Below are 16,902 nucleotides of genomic sequence, written 5' to 3'. Positions count from 1 at the left end.
GACACGGGTCGACCGCGCGCCTGACGCCGGGACCCACGTGCACGACGGATATGCTGGACACGATGTCCACCTCGTCCGCGCCCGCACCCGGCGCCCGCACTCGCGGGCGGCCCCGGGACCCTGCGCTGCGCGAGCGCATCCTGGAAGCCGCGGCGAACCTCGCGATGGCGAGCGGCGTGGAGCTCGGCTTCGAGCGCATCGCCCAGGAGGCTGGAGCGAGCCGGACCACGCTCTACCGATGGTGGGACAGCCCCCAGGAGCTTCTGCTCGACGCGATGCTCGAGCGCACGCGCTGGTCTCTGGACCACGACTCCGAGGGCACCGCCGCCGCTCGCCTGAGAGCCCAGGTCGTCGACGCGGTGGAGATCCTCTCGGCCCCCGACACAGGACGACCGCTGCGCGCGCTTGCCGCCGGTGCCCTCACGAACGAGAAGGTGCGCACGGCCTTCATCGAGCACTGGCTCAGCCCTCGCCGGGAGGTGGCCGCGCGCATCCTCTCGGACGGCATGATCACCGGCGAGTTCAGGCAGGACCTCGACGCAGAGGCGGTGATCGATGCCCTCTTCTCCCCCATCTATCACCGGTTGCTGCTGACCCGCATGCCGCTCGGCAGGGGCTTCGCGGACACCCTCTGGCGGATCGTCGAGCCCGGGCTGTCGCCCGCCTGAGCGGCCGACCTCGCTCCGGCGCGTCTGCGTCAGCCGGGGAGGAGCTCCCTCAACCACGACGGGCCGACGGTCCTGACACCTTCAGGGAGCCGTGCGCGGAGACCGCGATCCGACGTGACGACCGTGACGGCGAAACCTTCGGAAGCAAGCGCGCTGGCCTGCGCGACGATCTCGGAGTCGCCATCGCGCTCGGCCTTGACCGCACGCACGGGTAGCGCGCTCTCGGCAGACCGGGCATCGCCCTCGAGCACCGCCACGACATGCGGCATCACGCGCCCGCCCTCGATCCCCCAAGGATCGCCCGGGAGGCCGCTCGCTATCGCGTCGGCCACGGCCGCGAGCAAGGCGGTGGTGGATCCCGCGCGATCGCGCCACCAGCCGTCGGGCACCGAGCCCACCACATTCGCGGTGTCGACGAGGAGAGCGGGCCGCGCCTCGAGCAGCGTCCTGAGAACGGGCCACGCGTCGGCGAGTCCAGGATGAAGCGGAAGATCGGTCACGGCGTCGATCCCCACCCATGCGAGAGACAGCGACTCCGCATCCGCCACCTCCGGCTCGAAGGGTGTGTCGACGCGTGCGACCACGGTGGTGTAGGTCCAGATCTCAAGGTCGAGCGTGTGCTCGGCCACCGGCACCAGGGCGTTCCGAGGCACCGCGGCCTCCTCCTCCGCCTCCCGAAGGGCGCCCTCGAGCGCCGACTCCCCCAGATGCCTCGCACCACCCGGGATGCCCCAGGTGCCGCCGAAATGGCTCCATGCGGCGCGGTGCTGCAGCAGCACCCCACGCGCTGGGTCGTGTGCCAGAAGGCCCGCGGCGCCGTACAGGCCCCAGTACCGTTCGCCCGAGTCCGCGAACACCCAGGCATCTGCCGGGTCACGGTGCGCGGGCAACGGTGGAGGGACGCTCGGGTCGTCCGGGGGCGGTGACGTCACCATGTCAGCGTCCCACACCCGTGCGCGGGGCTCTGGTCACGGACGGGCGTGGCGGTCAGCGACCTCGCGCATCGCTGCGGCCAGGATGTCGATGCCGCGATGCAGCTCGTCGTCCGTGACCGTCAACGGCGGCGCGATGCGGAACACGCCTCCCATGCCCTTGAGCTGACCGATGTTCATGTGAAGACCGCGTCGGAGGCTCGCCTCGGTCACCTCCACACCGAACGTCTCCGCGGGCGCCTTGGTCTTACGGTCGTCGACCACCTCGATGCCCTGGAGCAGCCCGCGCCCGCGGACGTCGCCGACCTGCGAGAAGGTCTCGTGAAGCTCCCGAAGTCGCAGCGACAGCTGGGTGCCGAGCTCTGCAGCCCTCTCCACCAGGCCTTCGCGCTGGATCACGTCGAGCACCGCGAGCGCGACGGAGGCAGGAAGCGGATCGTTCACGTGCGTCGTGTAGAAGAGGAAGCCGCGCTCCTTGCAGCGCTGCTCGATCTCGTCTCCGGTCATGACTGCCGCGACGGGCATGCCTGCACCGAGCGTCTTCGACAGCGTGATGATGTCCGGCACGACGCCGTCGCGCTCGAAGGCGTACATGAGGCCCGTGCGTCCCATGCCCGTCTGCGCCTCGTCGAGCACCAGCAGCGCGCCGCGCTCGTCGCACCACGTCCTCAGGCGCGCCAGATAGCCGGGCGGGAGCTCGATGATGCCGCCGGACGACAGGATGGGCTCTACGAGGCATGCGGCGATCGAGCCGGAGCTCGCGCGATCCACGGCGTCCAGCCCGTACTCGAGCTCCGCCTCCCAGTCGTACGAGCCGTCCTCGCGGCGGAACGGCGACCTGTACCCGTCGGGCGTCGGGAGCGCGTACAGTCCGACCCCCATAGGCCCATATCCCTGGCGCCCGGCTGAGAACGTGGCGCTCGACGCGCCCCCGGTCATGCCATGCCAGGACCTGTTGAAGGAGACGACCTCGTAGTGGCCGGTCGCGATCTTCGCCATCTTCAGGGCGGCCTCGTTCGCCTCGGCGCCCGTGCTCAGCAGGAGCATGCGTGAGAGCTCCGCGGGAAGGGTCTCCGCGAGACGCTCGGCCAGGTCGACCACGGGTCGGCTGAGCATCCCGCTGAAGAGGTGGTCGAGGGTGCGGACGCTGCTCGAGACCGCCTCGACGATGGCAGGGTGCGAGTGCCCGAGCACCGCGCTCATCTGGCCCGACGTGAAGTCGAGCAGGGCGTTCCCGTCCGAGTCGTACACGTAGGCGCCCGAGGCGCGCTCGATGATCCGGGGCGTGAACGGCGCGCCGTAGCGCACCAGGTGAGCCTCCGCTGATGCCCAGAAGGCCTCGTCGGACATGGGAACCCCCTTCGCTCGGGTGGTGTCAGCCGAAGTAGCGCCCCGGCCTGTGGTTGATGGCGATCACGAAGTTCAGGAGCACGGCGCCGATGATCGAGCACAGCAGGATCCACGGGTCGACGAGGGCGAGCGAGGCGATCACCACGGTGACGTCGAGCGCACCCTGCACGTAGCCGGCGCGGATGTTGAACCGCTCCTGCGCGTATGCGGCGAGGATCCCGAACCCTCCCGCGCTGGACCCGTGCCGGAACAGCACGAGCATGCCCATGCCGATCGACAGGCCGGCGAAGATCGCCGCGTACATGGGGCTCAGCTGCCCGATGTCGATGAAGTGCGGGTGCAGCGACGAGCCGACGGAGACGAGGGCGACCGCGATCAGCGTCTTCACCGTGAACGTCCAGCCGAGGCGCTTCACCGCCAGGTAGTAGAAGGGCAGGTTGATGACGAAGTAGACGACTCCGAAGCTCCACCCGCTCAGGTAGGTCGTCAGGAAGGCGACTCCTGCGAGGCCTCCGGACACGCCGTCGATGGCACCGAGAAGGTAGATGCCCCACGACATCATGAACGCCCCGACGACGAGCGCGAGGGCGTCCTCCCATAGGGCGTGCTTCTTCACCTCGAGCGGCGGCTCGATGACAGTCACTGTGGTCCTCCGAGATACAGGCGTCGGCCTGACTCGGCGACGCGAACCGCACCATTGTGCTGTATCCGGATGACGCGCAGGTTTCACCGCCCCACGGGAGGCGTCGCTTATCGCTACGCGGTGAGCAGCAGCGCCTCTCCCTGACCTCCGCCGCCGCAGAGTGACACGCCTGCCGTGCCGCCACCACGACGGTTCAGCGCATGGACGGCGTGGACCACGAGCCGTGCGCCCGAAGCGCCGATCGGGTGGCCGAGCGAGATGCCACCACCCTCGACGTTCACGGTCTCAGGAGAGACGCCCAGCACCTCGGCGGACCGCGCCACCACGGCCGCGAAGGCCTCATTGATCTCGATCACGTCCAGGTCGGTCGGCGCGACGGCGTCCTTCTCGCACGCGGCGAGCAAGGCATGGGCCGGCTGCTCCTGGAGCGAGTTGTCGGGGCCCGCGACCTGCCCGTACGCGCCAAGGGTCGCGAGTACCGTCAGGCCGTGGCGGTCCGCGTAGGCGCGGGTGGTGAGGACGAGCGCCGCGGCGCCGTCTGAGATCTGCGACGAGTTGCCTGCGGTCAGCGTGCCCTCGCGGTCGAACGCAGGTCGAAGGCCCGCAAGCCGCTCCTCGGTGGTGTCGGCGCGCACCCCCTCGTCCTGGGCGACCGTCACCGGCTCGCCACGGCGCTGGGGCACCTCCACAGGAACGATCTCCCCGTCGAGGAGGCCGGCCACCTGTGCGGCGGCCGCCGCCTGGTGCGAGCGCGCGGCTATCGAGTCCTGCGCCTCACGGGACACGCGCAGCCGCGCGTTATGACGTTCGGTGGACAGGCCCATGCTCTCGCGGTCGATCGCGTCCGTGAGCCCGTCGTGGGCCATGTGGTCGAGCGCTTCGACGGAGCCGTAGCTCCAGCCGCGGCGGGTGCCGGTGAGCAGGTGCGGGGCCTGTGACATGGACTCCATGCCGCCCGCGACCACGACGTCGGCGTCGCCGAGCCGGAGGACCCGCGAGGCGTCGATCACCGCAGCGAGCCCCGACAGGCACACCTTGTTCACGGTGACAGCCGGAGCGCTCCACGGCACGCCCGCCGCGATCGCCGCCTGCCGTGCGGGGTTCTGGCCGCACCCGGCCTGCAGCACCTGTCCCATGATGACCTGTCCGACGGACGCGGCATCGACCCCTGCGTGCGCGAGCGCCCCGTTGATGGCCGCTGCGCCCAGCTCGACGGCGGTGAGGGAGGACAGCGCGCCCTGGAGCCTGCCCTGAGGCGTGCGGACAGCGCCGACGATGACGATGTCGCTCATGCGCGCACGCCGATGCGCAGCTCAGGCTCGGTGGCCGCGACGACCTCGTCGGTCGTCACGCCTGGCGCGGTCTCCACCAGCACGAGCCCGTCCGGCGTGACGTCGATGACCGCCAGATCGGTGATGATGCGGTCGACGACGCCCCGCCCTGTGAGGGGAAGCGAGCACTGCTCGACGATCTTGGGCGACCCGTCGCGCGCCACATGCTCCATGAGCACGATCAGCCGTCCGGCACCGTGCACCAGGTCCATCGCGCCGCCGGGCCCCTTCACCATCTTGCCGGGGATCATCCAGTTCGCGAGGTCGCCCGACGCGGAGACCTGCATCGCGCCCAGGATCGCGGCGTCGATCTTGCCGCCGCGGATCATGCCGAAGCTGAGGGCCGAGTCGAAGTAGGCGGCTCCTTCGCCTACAGTCACCGTCTCCTTGCCTGCGTTGATGAGGTCCGGGTCGACGTCGGCCTCGGCGGGGTATGGGCCGACGCCCAGGATGCCGTTCTCCGATTGCAGCGTCACGGAGACGCCCGCGGGCATGTGGTTCGGCACGAGCGTCGGGAGCCCGATGCCCAGGTTGACGTACTCCCCGTCGTGAAGCTCGAGTGCGGCACGTGCTGCCATCTCGGGTCGTGTGAGGGCCATGTCAGCTCGCTCCGTTCTCGGCGACGGTGCGCCGTTCGATGCGCTTCTCGATGTCGGTGCCCACCTCGAGGATCCTGTGCACGTACACGCCCGGAAGGTGGACGGCGTCGGCCGGGATCTCCCCTGGCTCCACGAGCGTCTCGACCTGGGCGATGCATACCCGGCCGGCCATCGCGGCGAGGGGGTTGAAGTTCCTTGCCGAGCTGTGGAACACGAGGTTGCCGAGGGTGTCGCCGACAGCGGCGTGCACGAGGGCGAAGTCGGTGGTGATCGCCTCCTCGAGGACGAACTCCCGGGGACCGCGCGCGGTGTCGAAGGTGCGGACCTCCTTAGGAGGCGACGCGACGGCGACCGCGCCGGTGCCGTCGTACCTTCGCGGAAGCCCGCCCTCCGCGACCTGCGTGCCCACTCCCGTCTGGGTGAAGAAGCCCGCGATCCCCGAGCCGCCGGCGCGGAGCTTCTCGGCGAGCGTGCCCTGCGGCGTCAGCTCGACCTCGAGCTCGCCGGACAGGAACTGGCGCTCGAACTCCTTGTTCTCCCCCACGTACGACGAGGTCATCTTGCGGAGCCGGCCGGCACCGAGCAGGACACCCAGCCCCCAGTCGTCGACTCCGCAGTTGTTGGACACGACCGAGAGATCGGTCGTGCCCTGCGCGAGGAGCGCGTCGATGAGCGCCATGGGGTTGCCGCACAGCCCGAAGCCGCCGACGGCGAGCGAGGCGCCGTCGTGAATGTCCGCGACCGCTTCGGCGGCGGTCGCGACTGTCTTGCCAGTCATGCCTGTCCTCCTCGAACCGGGGTGGCGAGCAGCGCATCGTCGAGCAGCTCCGCCACCGTGGCCGCCCCTTCGGGCGTCATGGTGATCGTGTAGTGGTTGAAGTCGGGATTCCGGGTGTGCCGCACGTCCGTGCCTTCGAGCAGCGGGGCGAGCAGGGGCTCCGGGTACAGGCCCGGAGGCTGGTCGGTGAGCCCGCGGGGGACCGTGAGCATCCAGGTGGGAAGAGCCAGCGCCTTCCACGCGCGGGGCAGGTCCTCCCCGGCGATCAGATCCTCGGTGTCACGCGCCGTCGTGTCGTAGGACGTCGCGGGACGGAGCGAGCCGTCGGCGGGCACGAGGTCGTACGCGAAGTAGTCCTCGAGCTCGGCGCACCACGCCTCGGTGAAGGCCGGATGCTGGTGCCAGAAGTCCAGGTAGGCGTCGACGTCCGCGAAACGCATCTGGAGCCGCTGCGCTGTGGGGCCGAGCACCTGGGTCATCGCCTGGTCGGCGGTGACGCCCTCGGGGATCCCGAGCGGGAGACCGCCGTCCACGAGGATCAGCGCCCTCGCGATGTCGGGGTGGCGGTGCGCGGCGACGACAGACACGAACGCTCCCATCGAATGGCCGAGCAGCACGGGCCTGTCGAGCCCGAGCGTCTCGACCACCGCGGCGAGGTCGTCGGCGTGCGTCGCCATCCCCTGCCCCGGCGCGACCTCCTGCGAGCGTCCGCGCCCACGGAGGTCGGGAGCGACGATGCGCAGGTCCGGTGCCGCGTCCGCGAGCCACTGCCACGCGAGGTGGGACGACGTGATCCCGTGCACCGCGACCACCTCGCCCCGCACCGCTCCGTCCGGTTCCCAGACCGCGACACGAAGGTTGCCTCCGTCCACGGCGACATCGATCTCTCGCTTCGTCATCGGGCCGACCATCCGCCGTCCATCGTGTACGAGGCCCCGGTGACCATGCCGGCGTCGTCCGACGCCAGCCAGCAGGCGAGGGACGCGACCTCCGACGGCTCGACCAGGCGCTTCACCGCGGATTCGGTGAGCATCACCTTCTCGACGACCTCGGACTCGGGGATGCCGTGGACCCTCGCCTGATCTGCGATCTGCTTCTCCACGAGCGGCGTCCGCACGTACCCGGGGTTGATGCAGTTGGAGGTCACCCCGTGGGGGCCGCCCTCAAGCGCCGTCACCTTGGACAGGCCCTCAAGCCCATGCTTGGCGGCCACGTACGCCGACTTGAAGGGCGAGGCCCGAAGCCCGTGCACCGAGGAGAGGTTCACGATCCGTCCCCACCCCCGCTCATACATCCCCGGCAAGGCGGCGCGGATGAGGAGGAAGGGCGAGACGAGCATCAGGTCCTGGATGAGCCTGAAGGCATCCGGAGGGAAGTCCTCGAGCGGGCTGACGCGCTGGATGCCCGCGTTATTGACGATGACGTCCACGTCGAGCTCGAGATCGTCGAGCGACTCGGTGTCCGACAGGTCGACCACCCATGCGGTGCCCGAGACCTCGTCTGCGGCCCGATGTGCAGCCTCCTCGTTGAAGTCGGCGATCGTGACGGCGGCACCCCTCGCAGCGAACGCACGCGCGCATGCGAGGCCGATCCCGCTCGCCCCGCCCGTCACCAGGGCCCTGCGACCCGTCATGTCCTGCTCGGCCATCACGCCTCCTCGTCGGATCCGGTGGTCTTGTCTGCGGCGTCGTGGCGCGGTCCCCGACGGAGCGCGCCGTCGATCACCCGCATCGCCGCGTCGAGCACGGCGGGGTCGATCGCCTGCGGCGCCTGCCCGCCCGCGTCCCGCTCCCACAGCACGTAGCGCATCCCGATGAGCTCGCCGATGCCCATGAGGGCCCAGGCCGTCACCTCGGGATCGAGCTCAGCGTCGATCTCGCCATCGTGCTGCGCGGCGGTGAGTCCCTCCCGGTAGCCGGCGACGATCCTCGCGTAGTGCTCACGCATGGTCTCGGGCGAGACGAGCTCGGCCTCCCGGACGACCCGGTACAGCGCAGGGTGCTCCGCGGTGAAGCGGAAGAACCCCTCGAAGCCGAGCCGCTCCGCCTCCATGCGGTCCCGTGCGCCCTCCATGGCGGTCGACATGGCCTGTCGCACACGGCTGTTGAGGTCGAGCACGAGCGCCTCGAAGATCGTCTGCTTCGAGTCGAAGTACAGGTAGAAGGTGCCGAGTCCGATGCCCGCGCGCTCGGTGATGCGCACGATCGACGCCTCGTGATAGCCGGCGTCGGCGAAGACCTCCTCCGCGGCCTCGAGGAGGCGCCTTCGCGTGGCCTGGCCGCGCGTGGTGAGAGGCTTCCCTGTCGCCTGCGAGACGGGAACCTCCTCCTGCTCGTCGAGCTGGGTCATCGGGTCCTCCTCTCGGCGACGGCACGCTCCCGCAGGTGGCGCCTCTCGACCTTGTCGAGCGTCCCTGTGGGCAGGTCCTCGACGATGGTGAACTGGACGGGCACCTTGAATCCGGCGAGCAGGGAGCGTGCGTGCGCCTCCATCTCGTCTCGCGTGAGGACTGCTCCGGCGACGGGCCGCACGAAGGCGGCGCCTCGCTCTCCCCAGACGTCGTCGGGAACTCCGACGACGGCGGCGCGCGCGACCAGCGGGTGCGACTCGAGCACCCGCTCGACCTCCGCGGGCGCGACGTTCTCCCCGCCGGAGATGTAGATGTCCTTGATCCGGTCGACGATCGAGTAGCGGCCGGACTCGTCCCGGGACGCGAGGTCGCCGCTGCGGAGCCAGCCGTCCGTGAGGACCTGCGCGGTCGCGGCGGGGTCGTCGAGGTATCCGCTGAAGAGCGACGGGGAGCGCACCCACAGCTCGCCGGCGGCTGCGCCCTCGAGCACGAGCCCCGACTCGGGATCGCGCAGCGACACCTCCACGTGCGGGTACGGCACGCCGACGGCCTCTGGGGCGTCGGCCGCCTGCGCCGCCGGAAGGTGGAGGGTGTTGGGCCCGGCCTCTGTCAGTCCGTAGCCGGGTGTCAACGGCGTGCCACGCTCTCGCCATGCCTGCGCGACCTCTGGCGACAGCCGTGCGCCACCTGAGACGGCGAGTCTGAGGGTGGCGAGATCGGTCTGGTCCCACGCGGGATCGTCGAGCAGCAGCCTGTACTGCGTGGGGACGCCCATCATCGCGGTCACGCCCCGGGTCTCGAGCAGGCTCAGCACGCGCGAGGGCGAGAAGCCGCGCTCGAGCACGACTGTGGCTCCGGTGCGCCATGCAAGAAGCGGCTGCACGTTCCATGCCGCCACGTGATATTGCGGCAGCACGCACAGCACGACGTCGTCCTCGCGCAGAGGCATCGCCTGGTCGAGCGCAAGGTTGGTCCAGAAGCAGGCCTCGTGGCTGAGCAGGACCCCCTTGGGCGCCGCCTCGGCACCGGAGGTGAAGATCAGCAGCAGCGGATCGGAGTCCGCGGCGGCGCGTGCGGGCGTGGGCCGTGCGCTCCCAGGCGCGTGGCTCTCGACTCCCGCGGTGCCGAGCGACGCACGCGGGCACCGTTGCGGCTCCGCCTCGAGCGCGGAGGCGAGCAGCCGCTCGTGCTCCTCGTCCACCAGGATCAACGCCGGGTCCGTCCGGGTGAGCAGCGCACCGAGCTCCGCGGGAGCGAGGCGTACCGACAGCGGTGCGAAGGTGAGCCCGGTGAGAGCGCATGCGAAGAACGCGACGACGTGATCGGCCGACGTGCCCGACACCGTGGCGATGCGGTCCCCCGCGCCGTAGCCGGCGCCCGCGAGGCGGGCGGCGAGGTCCCGGGCACGGGCCGCCACCTCCTTGTAGGTGAGGACCACACCCCTGTCGTCGATCGCCGGGTGGGCTGGCCGACGGTCCGCAGAGTCGAGCAGCCAGCGGCCGACGGTGTGGCGGGAGGACGTCATGACCGCCTCGTCTCCGCCGGCTCGAGGACCTCCTCGGCGTCGTCCTCGAGCTCCCCCAGCTCGTCGCGCGGGCGACCGCCGCTGCGGCGGGCCCACCATGACTGCACGGTGCCGGCGATGCCGCCCGGCAGGAACATCACGACGAGGATGAAGAGCGTACCCAGGAGGAAGAGCGGCTCGCTGAGCGGCACCCTGAGCACCGATGGCAGCGACTCGATCGCCTCGGATCCCGCGAGCACCGTGAGGCGCTGGTCGAGCACCGTGTAGAGGAACCCTCCGAGGATCGCACCCCAGCGGTAGCCGACCCCGCCCAGCACCACCATCACGAGCACCGTGATGGTGAGGTCGGCCGACACGGCTCGAGGCACTGTGCCTGACTGGAGGAGGATGTACCCCACGCCGGCCAACGAGGCGGAGACCGCGGCGATGAGGAACAGCACCAGCTTCGCGCGGTTCGGCTCAAGACCGAGCACACGCAGTCTCAGCTCGTTCTCACGGGCAGCGGACGCGAGATGCCCGAGCCGTGAGCGATCGACCCACAGAGCTACCAGGTAGACGACCACGAGGAGCGCGAGCGTGAGCCAGTAGAGGTTGCGCGTGTTCGCGACCCCGACCAGGAAGTCGGGCACATGGTCGGTCTCAAGCGAGAGCCCCTCCTCTCCACCGGTGATCGACGAGTTGCGCCGCACCAGGACCGATCCGGCCTGGGCGAACGCGAGCGTCACCATGGCGAAGGGGATCCCCGTGACCCGCATGCTGATCGCGCCCGTGACAAAGGCGATCGCGAGGCCGCCCACGAGCGCGAGCACCACTCCCGGCCACAGCGGCACGCCGAGGTTGGCGAGGATGATGCCCAGACCGTAGGCGCCGGCGCCGAAGTAGAGCGCGTGACCGAACGAGAGCATGCCTCCCGTGCCGAGCAGCATGTTGTAGGACAGCGCGAGCGCCGAGAACACCATGGCGAGCGAGAGCATCGCCAGCGCACCGGGCTGGTAGGTGGGCGTCGGCAGGACCCCGGGGATGGAGATGTTGAGCAAGGGAAGCAGGGCCATGAGGACTACGAGCGCGACCCCGAACGCCGCGGCTCCGTAGGAGCGGATGAGCGCGTTCACGCGGGCCTCCTTCCGAGCAGTCCCCTGGGTCGTGCCAGGAGGACGACGGCGAGGGCGGCGACGACGATGAAGTCGCCGGTGCCACCCAGGTAGTAGTTGGCGAGCTGCTGAAGCACGGCGACGAGCACTGACGCGATCGCCGCGCCGGCGAGGGAGCCCAGACCTCCGATGACGGTGACGATGAACGCGAAGATCAGCAGGCCCTGTCCGAGGTGGGCCGACACGTAGCCGGTGTAGTGCGCGGCGAGCACGCCGCCGACGCCTGCTGCCGAGCCGCCGATGGCGAAGACGAGCGTGAAGGACTTCTTCACGTCGATGCCGAGGGCCGTCACCATCGCCCTGTTCTCGACGCCTGCGCGGATGATCATGCCGAAGCGCGTGTACTTGAGGAACACGACGAGGCTGGCCAGAAGCGCGGTCGCCGCGATCATGAGGACGAAGTAGACGTTCGGGATGCGTGCCCCGAGCAGCGAGGTGGTCTCGTCGAGCCACGCGGGCCCGGAGATGTAGAGCGGGTCCGAGCCCCAGATGCCTTCGAAGAGCGCGACGGCCGCGAACGCGAGGCCGACTGTCACGAGCACCTGCTCGATGTGCCTCTCGTAGAGCGGCCTGATCAGCGCGAGCTCGGTGACGGTCGCGAAGAGGGTGCCGACGATGCCGCCCACGAGGATCGACACCACGAAGGCGGCCCAGCCCGACGCGCCCATGCGCTGTGCTGCCTCCCAGCCGATGAACGCGCCGAGGGTGAGGAAGACGCCATGCGCGAAGTTGAGGACGTGCATGAGCCCGTAGATCAGGCTCAGGCCCGAGGCGACGAGGAAGTAGAGGGCGCCGAGCCCGACGCCGGTGGCGAGGACGAGGACGAGGGTGCTCATGCGTGCGCCTCCCCCGCCGGAGCCTCGCCGTGCACTCCGAGCAGACGCTTGGTGAGCGCGGCGTCGTCAAGCAGCTCCTTGGCGTCGCCGCGGTGGACGACGCGGCCGCTGTCAATCACGATCGCATCGGTCGCGAGTCGGCGCACGACCTCGAGGTTCTGCTCGACGAGCAGCATCGGGACCGTGTGCGAGGCCTCCTCGAGCGCGTCGGCCACCTCGCCGACGATCCTGGGGGCCAAGCCCTTGGTGGGCTCGTCGACCAGCAGCAGGCGGTTGTCGTTCAGCAGGGCTCGGGCGACCGAGACCATCTGCTGCTGACCACCGGAGAGCGTGCCGGCCATCTGCTTGCTGCGGGCGACCAGGTCCGGGAAGAGCTCGGCGACGAACTCGCGGCGCGGCGCGGCCTGACGCTCGGCGAGGGCGAAGTTCTCGGCGACGGTGAGCGAGGCGAAGACCTCGCGGTCCTCGGGCACGTATCCGATGCCGCGCCGCACGATCTTGTGCGTCGGCTCGTGGTCGATCCTGTCGCCCGCGAGCGTCACGCGGCCCTGACGCTTGATCAGCCCGAGGATGCCGCGCAGCGTCGACGTCTTGCCGACGCCGTTGCGGCCGAGCACGGCGGTGATACCGGTGCTCGGCACCTCGAAGGTGACCGATTCCACGACCTGCTGCCCACCGATCGAGGCGCTCATGCCGTCGACCGTGAGGATCGGCTCGCTCATGCGGCGTTCCCCAGGTAGGCGCTCTGGACGACCGGGTTGCTCATGATCTGCTCCGGGGTGTCGTAGGCGAGGATCGACCCGCCGTGCATGACGGCGACCATGTCGACCAGGCCGAGCAGCACGTCGATGTGGTGCTCGACCATGAGGACTGTGCGGCGTCCGCCCCCGTGGAGCTCGCGGATGCGGGCGACGAGACCGTCGACGTCTCCGGAGCCGACGCCTGCCATCGGCTCGTCGAGCAGGGCGATGCCTGTGTCGATCGCCATCAGGGTGGCGATCTCAAGCTTGCGCTTGTCGCCGTGGGAGATGTCCCCGGCGGGAGTGTCGAGGCGGTGCGAGAGGCCGACGGCCTCGAGGGCCTCCTCGGCGCGGCGGGTCGCCTCGTCGCCTCGGCGGGGGAACCTCAACAAGGTGTAGTTGCCGCCGAGCTGCACCTGGGCCGCGATGCGCACGTTCTCGCGCACGCTCAGCCGTGGGAAGTAGCTCGAGGTCTGGAACGTGCGTCCCAGGCCCGCGCGGGCCCGAGCGGGCACCGACATCGAGGTGATGTCGGTGCCGCCCAGGGTCACGCTGCCAGCCGTCGGCCGCATGATGCCGGAGATCACGTTGAACAGCGTGGTCTTGCCTGCACCGTTGGGTCCGATCACTCCGATCATCGCGCCTGGCGCGACGTCGAGGTCCACCCCGTCGAGGATCGTGGCTCCGCCGATGCGGAGGCCCACGCCCTCGACCTGCAGGGAAGGAGGCTGGCTGGTGGTGCTCATGCCGGGGCTACTCCGTCGCCTCGGCGGGGGCCACGTCGTCAGCCGCGACCGTCGAGAGCAGCTCCGGCGCGTAGCTGTCGCCGTCGGCGACGAGGGAGACCTGGTACATCTCCTGGATGAGGGCGTGGTCACCTGCACGGACCGTCGTGGTGCCCTTCGGCCCGTCGAAGGTCCAGCCCTCGAGGGCGGAGATCATGGCGTCGACGTCGTCGTAGCCTGCCTCGATCGCGTGGACGATCATGAGCGCGGCGTTGAATCCGTCGGGGCTGAAGAGGTCGGCGGTGCCGCCCTCGGCCTCGATCGCCGCGACCATCGCGTCGTTGACGGAGTTCGACGGTCCGCCCGCGAAGTAGTGGTTGAGGAACGAGATCTGCTCGCTCGCCGCGCCGTACGCGCCGAAGGTGGCGGCGTCGCCGAGTCCGGTGACGACCGGGATGCTGGCGAACACGTCCTGCTGGCTCATCGCCTCCCACATCGCACCGGAGGTGGCGCCGGCCCAGGCGACGAACACGAGGTCAGGATCGGCGTCGACGACCTGCTGGGCGAACGTCGTGAACTCGGTGACGTCCTCGGCGACGAGCAGTGAGTCCACCGTCGCACCCTGGGTGCCGAGGATCGCATCGACGGCTGCGACGTTGCCCTGTCCGAACGCCGAGTCCTGAGCGAAGACGAGGACGTCCTTGCCCGCGATGTCGTCCAGGAACGTTCCTGCGGTCGCGACGTCCTGGGAGGACTGGCGACCTGAGCGGAACGTGTAGTCGTTGATGCCGGTGATCGCGTCTGCGGCTGCAGGGCCGGAGATGTAGAGCACCTGGTTCTGCTCGGCCTGCTCCGCGACGGAGAGCGCGACGCCGGAGGAGACGGTTCCGGCGATGATGTTCACGCCCGATCCGATCAGCTCCTTGGTGATCGTCACGGCCTTGTCGACATCGCCTGCGTCGTCGCGATAGTCGACGTTGATCATGGTGTCGCCCACCATGTTCGTGCCGTCGGTCGCGTAGTCCAGTCCTGCGCGGAAGCCCGCGAGGTACTGCTCTCCGTAGCCGGCGAGGACGCCGGTCTCGGAGGTGATGATGCCGACTGTGACCTCGGTGGTCGTCTCAGCGGCATCGGATGCGGACGTCGTGGTGTCCGCCTCGGTCTCGGAGGGAGCGCATCCTGCGATCGTGAGCGCAGCGACTGCTGCGGCCCCCGCGAGCAACGTCTTTGTAGCACGCATCGGTGGGTACCTTTCGCCATTGAAGGGTCCTGACCTGAAAGGTGATTCAGGTTGCTGCTGACGCTAGACCGGGACCAAAGTCCTGTCAAGGGAACCGGGTGACACGTCCACCAATACGAGCGACTAGCAGGCTATTCGGCGGCGCCGACACGCACGTGCTCGCGCGTCGGCTCGGCAGGCGCCGAGGGGGCCGACCGGCGCGTGACGGCCCATCCGGCGAGCGCGAACAGCACGCCGGGCACGCACAGCACGAGCCCCAGCCATGCCGGTGCGAGATAGCCCCAGCCCGCCGCGATGACGACGCCGCCCAGCAAGGCTCCCAGGCTGTTTCCGATGTTCAGCGCCGAGTGGTTGAGCGCCGCCGCGAGGGTCTGGCTCTCCCCCGCGACGTCCATGAGCCGCGTCTGCACCGCAGGCGACAGCGCCGCCGAGGAGGCCCCCACAAGGAACAGCCCCGCGAGCAGACCGGGCACGGTCGCCGCCGCGAGTATCAGGACCAGCAGCGAGGCCGCGAACCCGCCGAACAGCAGGAAGACGGCCCGCATCGGACTGCTGTCCGCAAGCCTTCCGCCCACATGGTTGCCGGCGGTCATTCCCAGGCCGAGGGTCACCAACGCCCACGGCACGAACGACTCGGCAGTGCCGGTGACGCCGGTCGCCAGGGGCGAGACGTAGCTGTAGACGGCGAAGAATCCACCGAACCCCAGCGCTCCCGTGAGAAGCGCGAGCCACACCGCGGGACGCGCCAGCGCCCCCAGCTCGCGCCGGACGGTGGCCGCAGGGTCCCCCGCCTGCCACGGCACGACCGCGAGGATCGCGACGGTGGTGGCCGCGAAGATCGCGGCGACCGCGAGATACGCGACACGCCATCCCGCCTGCTGGCCCAGGTAGGTGATGGTGGGAACGCCCACCACGTTCGACACCGTGAGGCCCGTGAGGACCAGCGCGACCGCACGGCCGCGCTTTCCCGGCCCCATGAGCTCGGCTGCCACGAGCGCCGCGACGCCGAAGTACGCGCCGTGCGGCAGCGCCGCGACGAATCGTGCTGCCACCACGAGCTCGAACGTCGGGGCGAGCGCGGACGCCACGGTCCCGACGGTGAACACCACGGCAAGCACGGTCAGCAGCCTCTTGCGCGGGAAGCGTGCGGCGAACGCGGCGATCGCCGGAGCCCCGACGACGACACCGGCCGCGTACGCCGAGATGATCAGACCGGCACGGGCGAGCGCTGCGTCCGGGTCCTCCGCGTACAGAGAAGGAAGCAGGTCGCGCGCGATGTCCGGCAGCAGGCCCATGGCGACGAACTCGGTCGCACCGATCCCGAAGCCTCCAAGAGCGAGCGCCAGCAGCGCGAGGCGTGTGCGGGCGGGGCTGAGTGCGGTCATGACGACGCCGATCTGAGAGGGGACGGACAGGTCGCTCGCCGTCGAGCAGGGCGCGGTGCGCGCCAGGTGCAACGCTACAGGTGTGCAGAAGTGTTCCGGCGGCGGGGGCCTTCAGCCGGGGGCGCTCTCATGCGAGACTCGTGGACATGACAACCACCGCTCATCTCGGAGACTTCCGCGCCATCGACCTCACCGGCACCGACCAGCCGCTCGAGCAGTACGTCGGCAAGGTGGTGCTGGTGGTCAACACTGCGTCGAAGTGCGGGCTCACCCCGCAGTTCGAGGGGCTGGAGTCGCTGTACCAGGACCTGCGCGAGGAGGGCCTGGAGATCCTCGGATTCCCCTGCAACCAGTTCGCGGGCCAGGAGCCCGGCGACGCGGAGCAGATCGGGGACTTCTGCCAGCGGAACTACGGCGTGAGCTTCCCGATGTTCGACAAGATCGACGTCAACGGGCCGCACGCGCACCCGCTCTACCGATGGCTGAAGAAGGAGACGCGGGGCGTGCTCACGGGCGGTCCCATCAAGTGGAACTTCACCAAGTTCCTGGTGGCTCGCGACGGCTCGGTGGTGCGCCGTTACGCGCCCACCACCGAGCCCGCCGCGATCGCTGAGGACATCCGCGCCGAGCTCGCCCGCTGACGGAGGCC

General features: G+C 70.0%; 18 protein-coding genes. 2 read left to right on the top strand and 16 right to left on the bottom strand.

The features are described 5' to 3' along the window. Positions 1-62: 62 nt before the first annotated feature. Complete coding sequence (locus tag QQX04_RS09770; RefSeq protein ID WP_301128648.1) at positions 63-668, top strand: TetR/AcrR family transcriptional regulator; 606 nt, start codon at positions 63-65, stop codon at positions 666-668. 29 nt (positions 669-697) lie between these two features. Here QQX04_RS09770 and QQX04_RS09765 read toward each other — a convergent pair whose 3' ends face one another. From QQX04_RS09765 to QQX04_RS09690, 16 genes are all read right to left on the bottom strand, one after another. Then, positions 698-1,603, bottom strand: coding sequence for an NUDIX domain-containing protein (locus QQX04_RS09765; RefSeq protein ID WP_301128646.1), 906 nt, complete (start codon positions 1,601-1,603; stop codon positions 698-700). Positions 1,604-1,636: 33 nt separating this feature from the next. Then, positions 1,637-2,950, bottom strand: a complete 1,314-nt coding sequence (locus QQX04_RS09760) for an aspartate aminotransferase family protein (RefSeq protein WP_301128644.1) — start codon at positions 2,948-2,950, stop codon at positions 1,637-1,639. 25 nt (positions 2,951-2,975) lie between these two features. Next, complete coding sequence (locus tag QQX04_RS09755; protein WP_301128642.1) at positions 2,976-3,593, bottom strand: YitT family protein; 618 nt, start codon at positions 3,591-3,593, stop codon at positions 2,976-2,978. Between the two features lie 113 nt (positions 3,594-3,706). Beyond that, positions 3,707-4,885 (bottom strand): acetyl-CoA C-acetyltransferase, encoded by a 1,179-nt coding sequence (locus QQX04_RS09750; RefSeq protein ID WP_301128640.1) that lies wholly within the window; start codon positions 4,883-4,885, stop codon positions 3,707-3,709. After that, positions 4,882-5,523, bottom strand: a complete 642-nt coding sequence (locus tag QQX04_RS09745) for a 3-oxoacid CoA-transferase subunit B (protein WP_301128621.1) — start codon at positions 5,521-5,523, stop codon at positions 4,882-4,884. Before QQX04_RS09745 ends, QQX04_RS09750 begins: the two co-directional genes overlap by 4 nt. Position 5,524: 1 nt before the next feature. Continuing rightward, positions 5,525-6,301 (bottom strand): CoA transferase subunit A, encoded by a 777-nt coding sequence (locus QQX04_RS09740; protein ID WP_301128619.1) that lies wholly within the window; start codon positions 6,299-6,301, stop codon positions 5,525-5,527. Then, positions 6,298-7,200, bottom strand: coding sequence for an alpha/beta hydrolase (locus tag QQX04_RS09735; protein WP_301128617.1), 903 nt, complete (start codon positions 7,198-7,200; stop codon positions 6,298-6,300). The genes QQX04_RS09740 and QQX04_RS09735 overlap by 4 nt, the downstream gene beginning before the upstream one ends. After that, complete coding sequence (locus tag QQX04_RS09730; RefSeq protein ID WP_301128615.1) at positions 7,197-7,949, bottom strand: 3-hydroxybutyrate dehydrogenase; 753 nt, start codon at positions 7,947-7,949, stop codon at positions 7,197-7,199. Before QQX04_RS09730 ends, QQX04_RS09735 begins: the two co-directional genes overlap by 4 nt. Continuing rightward, positions 7,949-8,650 carry a TetR/AcrR family transcriptional regulator gene (locus QQX04_RS09725; protein ID WP_301128613.1) on the bottom strand — a complete coding sequence of 234 codons (702 nt, stop codon included), beginning with the start codon at positions 8,648-8,650 and terminating at the stop codon, positions 7,949-7,951. The genes QQX04_RS09730 and QQX04_RS09725 overlap by 1 nt, the downstream gene beginning before the upstream one ends. Then, positions 8,647-10,176: a class I adenylate-forming enzyme family protein gene (locus tag QQX04_RS09720; protein WP_301128611.1), complete on the bottom strand. Its 1,530-nt coding sequence runs from the start codon at positions 10,174-10,176 to the stop codon at positions 8,647-8,649. Before QQX04_RS09720 ends, QQX04_RS09725 begins: the two co-directional genes overlap by 4 nt. Next, positions 10,173-11,228 carry a branched-chain amino acid ABC transporter permease gene (locus QQX04_RS09715; protein ID WP_301128802.1) on the bottom strand — a complete coding sequence of 352 codons (1,056 nt, stop codon included), beginning with the start codon at positions 11,226-11,228 and terminating at the stop codon, positions 10,173-10,175. Before QQX04_RS09715 ends, QQX04_RS09720 begins: the two co-directional genes overlap by 4 nt. 56 nt (positions 11,229-11,284) lie before the next feature. After that, complete coding sequence (locus QQX04_RS09710; RefSeq protein WP_301128609.1) at positions 11,285-12,163, bottom strand: branched-chain amino acid ABC transporter permease; 879 nt, start codon at positions 12,161-12,163, stop codon at positions 11,285-11,287. After that, positions 12,160-12,885: an ABC transporter ATP-binding protein gene (locus QQX04_RS09705; RefSeq protein ID WP_301128607.1), complete on the bottom strand. Its 726-nt coding sequence runs from the start codon at positions 12,883-12,885 to the stop codon at positions 12,160-12,162. The genes QQX04_RS09710 and QQX04_RS09705 overlap by 4 nt, the downstream gene beginning before the upstream one ends. Next, positions 12,882-13,649: an ABC transporter ATP-binding protein gene (locus QQX04_RS09700; RefSeq protein WP_301128605.1), complete on the bottom strand. Its 768-nt coding sequence runs from the start codon at positions 13,647-13,649 to the stop codon at positions 12,882-12,884. The genes QQX04_RS09705 and QQX04_RS09700 overlap by 4 nt, the downstream gene beginning before the upstream one ends. Positions 13,650-13,656: 7 nt before the next feature. After that, positions 13,657-14,868, bottom strand: a complete 1,212-nt coding sequence (locus tag QQX04_RS09695; protein ID WP_301128603.1) for a substrate-binding domain-containing protein — start codon at positions 14,866-14,868, stop codon at positions 13,657-13,659. Between the two features lie 131 nt (positions 14,869-14,999). Further along, positions 15,000-16,253, bottom strand: coding sequence for an MFS transporter (locus QQX04_RS09690; protein WP_301128601.1), 1,254 nt, complete (start codon positions 16,251-16,253; stop codon positions 15,000-15,002). A gap of 146 nt (positions 16,254-16,399) precedes the next feature. Between QQX04_RS09690 and QQX04_RS09685 the strand changes: the two genes are divergently transcribed. Continuing rightward, a complete protein-coding gene (locus QQX04_RS09685) occupies positions 16,400-16,894 on the top strand; it encodes a glutathione peroxidase (RefSeq protein ID WP_301128599.1) in 495 nt (164 codons plus the stop codon). The last annotated feature ends 8 nt before the right edge of the window (positions 16,895-16,902 follow it).

The sequence above is a fragment of the Demequina zhanjiangensis genome (genome assembly GCF_030418315.1).
In the GTDB taxonomy this organism is placed as follows: Bacteria; Actinomycetota; Actinomycetes; order Actinomycetales; family Demequinaceae; genus Demequina; species Demequina zhanjiangensis.
Note: the sequence above shows the minus strand (reverse complement) of the source record. Positions and strands in the feature narration are given on the sequence as shown.

Coding starts and splice junctions, on each gene's coding strand:
- QQX04_RS09725 (WP_301128613.1), bottom strand. CDS start 8,650: ATGACCCAGCTCGACGAGCAGGAGGAGGTTCCCGTCTCGCAGGCGACA.
- QQX04_RS09710 (WP_301128609.1), bottom strand. CDS start 12,163: ATGAGCACCCTCGTCCTCGTCCTCGCCACCGGCGTCGGGCTCGGCGCC.
- QQX04_RS09685 (WP_301128599.1), top strand. CDS start 16,400: ATGACAACCACCGCTCATCTCGGAGACTTCCGCGCCATCGACCTCACC.
- QQX04_RS09760 (WP_301128644.1), bottom strand. CDS start 2,950: ATGTCCGACGAGGCCTTCTGGGCATCAGCGGAGGCTCACCTGGTGCGC.
- QQX04_RS09750 (WP_301128640.1), bottom strand. CDS start 4,885: ATGAGCGACATCGTCATCGTCGGCGCTGTCCGCACGCCTCAGGGCAGG.
- QQX04_RS09735 (WP_301128617.1), bottom strand. CDS start 7,200: ATGACGAAGCGAGAGATCGATGTCGCCGTGGACGGAGGCAACCTTCGT.
- QQX04_RS09745 (WP_301128621.1), bottom strand. CDS start 5,523: ATGGCCCTCACACGACCCGAGATGGCAGCACGTGCCGCACTCGAGCTT.
- QQX04_RS09690 (WP_301128601.1), bottom strand. CDS start 16,253: ATGACCGCACTCAGCCCCGCCCGCACACGCCTCGCGCTGCTGGCGCTC.
- QQX04_RS09705 (WP_301128607.1), bottom strand. CDS start 12,885: ATGAGCGAGCCGATCCTCACGGTCGACGGCATGAGCGCCTCGATCGGT.
- QQX04_RS09730 (WP_301128615.1), bottom strand. CDS start 7,949: ATGGCCGAGCAGGACATGACGGGTCGCAGGGCCCTGGTGACGGGCGGG.
- QQX04_RS09700 (WP_301128605.1), bottom strand. CDS start 13,649: ATGAGCACCACCAGCCAGCCTCCTTCCCTGCAGGTCGAGGGCGTGGGC.
- QQX04_RS09770 (WP_301128648.1), top strand. CDS start 63: ATGTCCACCTCGTCCGCGCCCGCACCCGGCGCCCGCACTCGCGGGCGG.
- QQX04_RS09715 (WP_301128802.1), bottom strand. CDS start 11,228: ATGGCCCTGCTTCCCTTGCTCAACATCTCCATCCCCGGGGTCCTGCCG.
- QQX04_RS09720 (WP_301128611.1), bottom strand. CDS start 10,176: ATGACGTCCTCCCGCCACACCGTCGGCCGCTGGCTGCTCGACTCTGCG.
- QQX04_RS09765 (WP_301128646.1), bottom strand. CDS start 1,603: ATGGTGACGTCACCGCCCCCGGACGACCCGAGCGTCCCTCCACCGTTG.
- QQX04_RS09695 (WP_301128603.1), bottom strand. CDS start 14,868: ATGCGTGCTACAAAGACGTTGCTCGCGGGGGCCGCAGCAGTCGCTGCG.
- QQX04_RS09740 (WP_301128619.1), bottom strand. CDS start 6,301: ATGACTGGCAAGACAGTCGCGACCGCCGCCGAAGCGGTCGCGGACATT.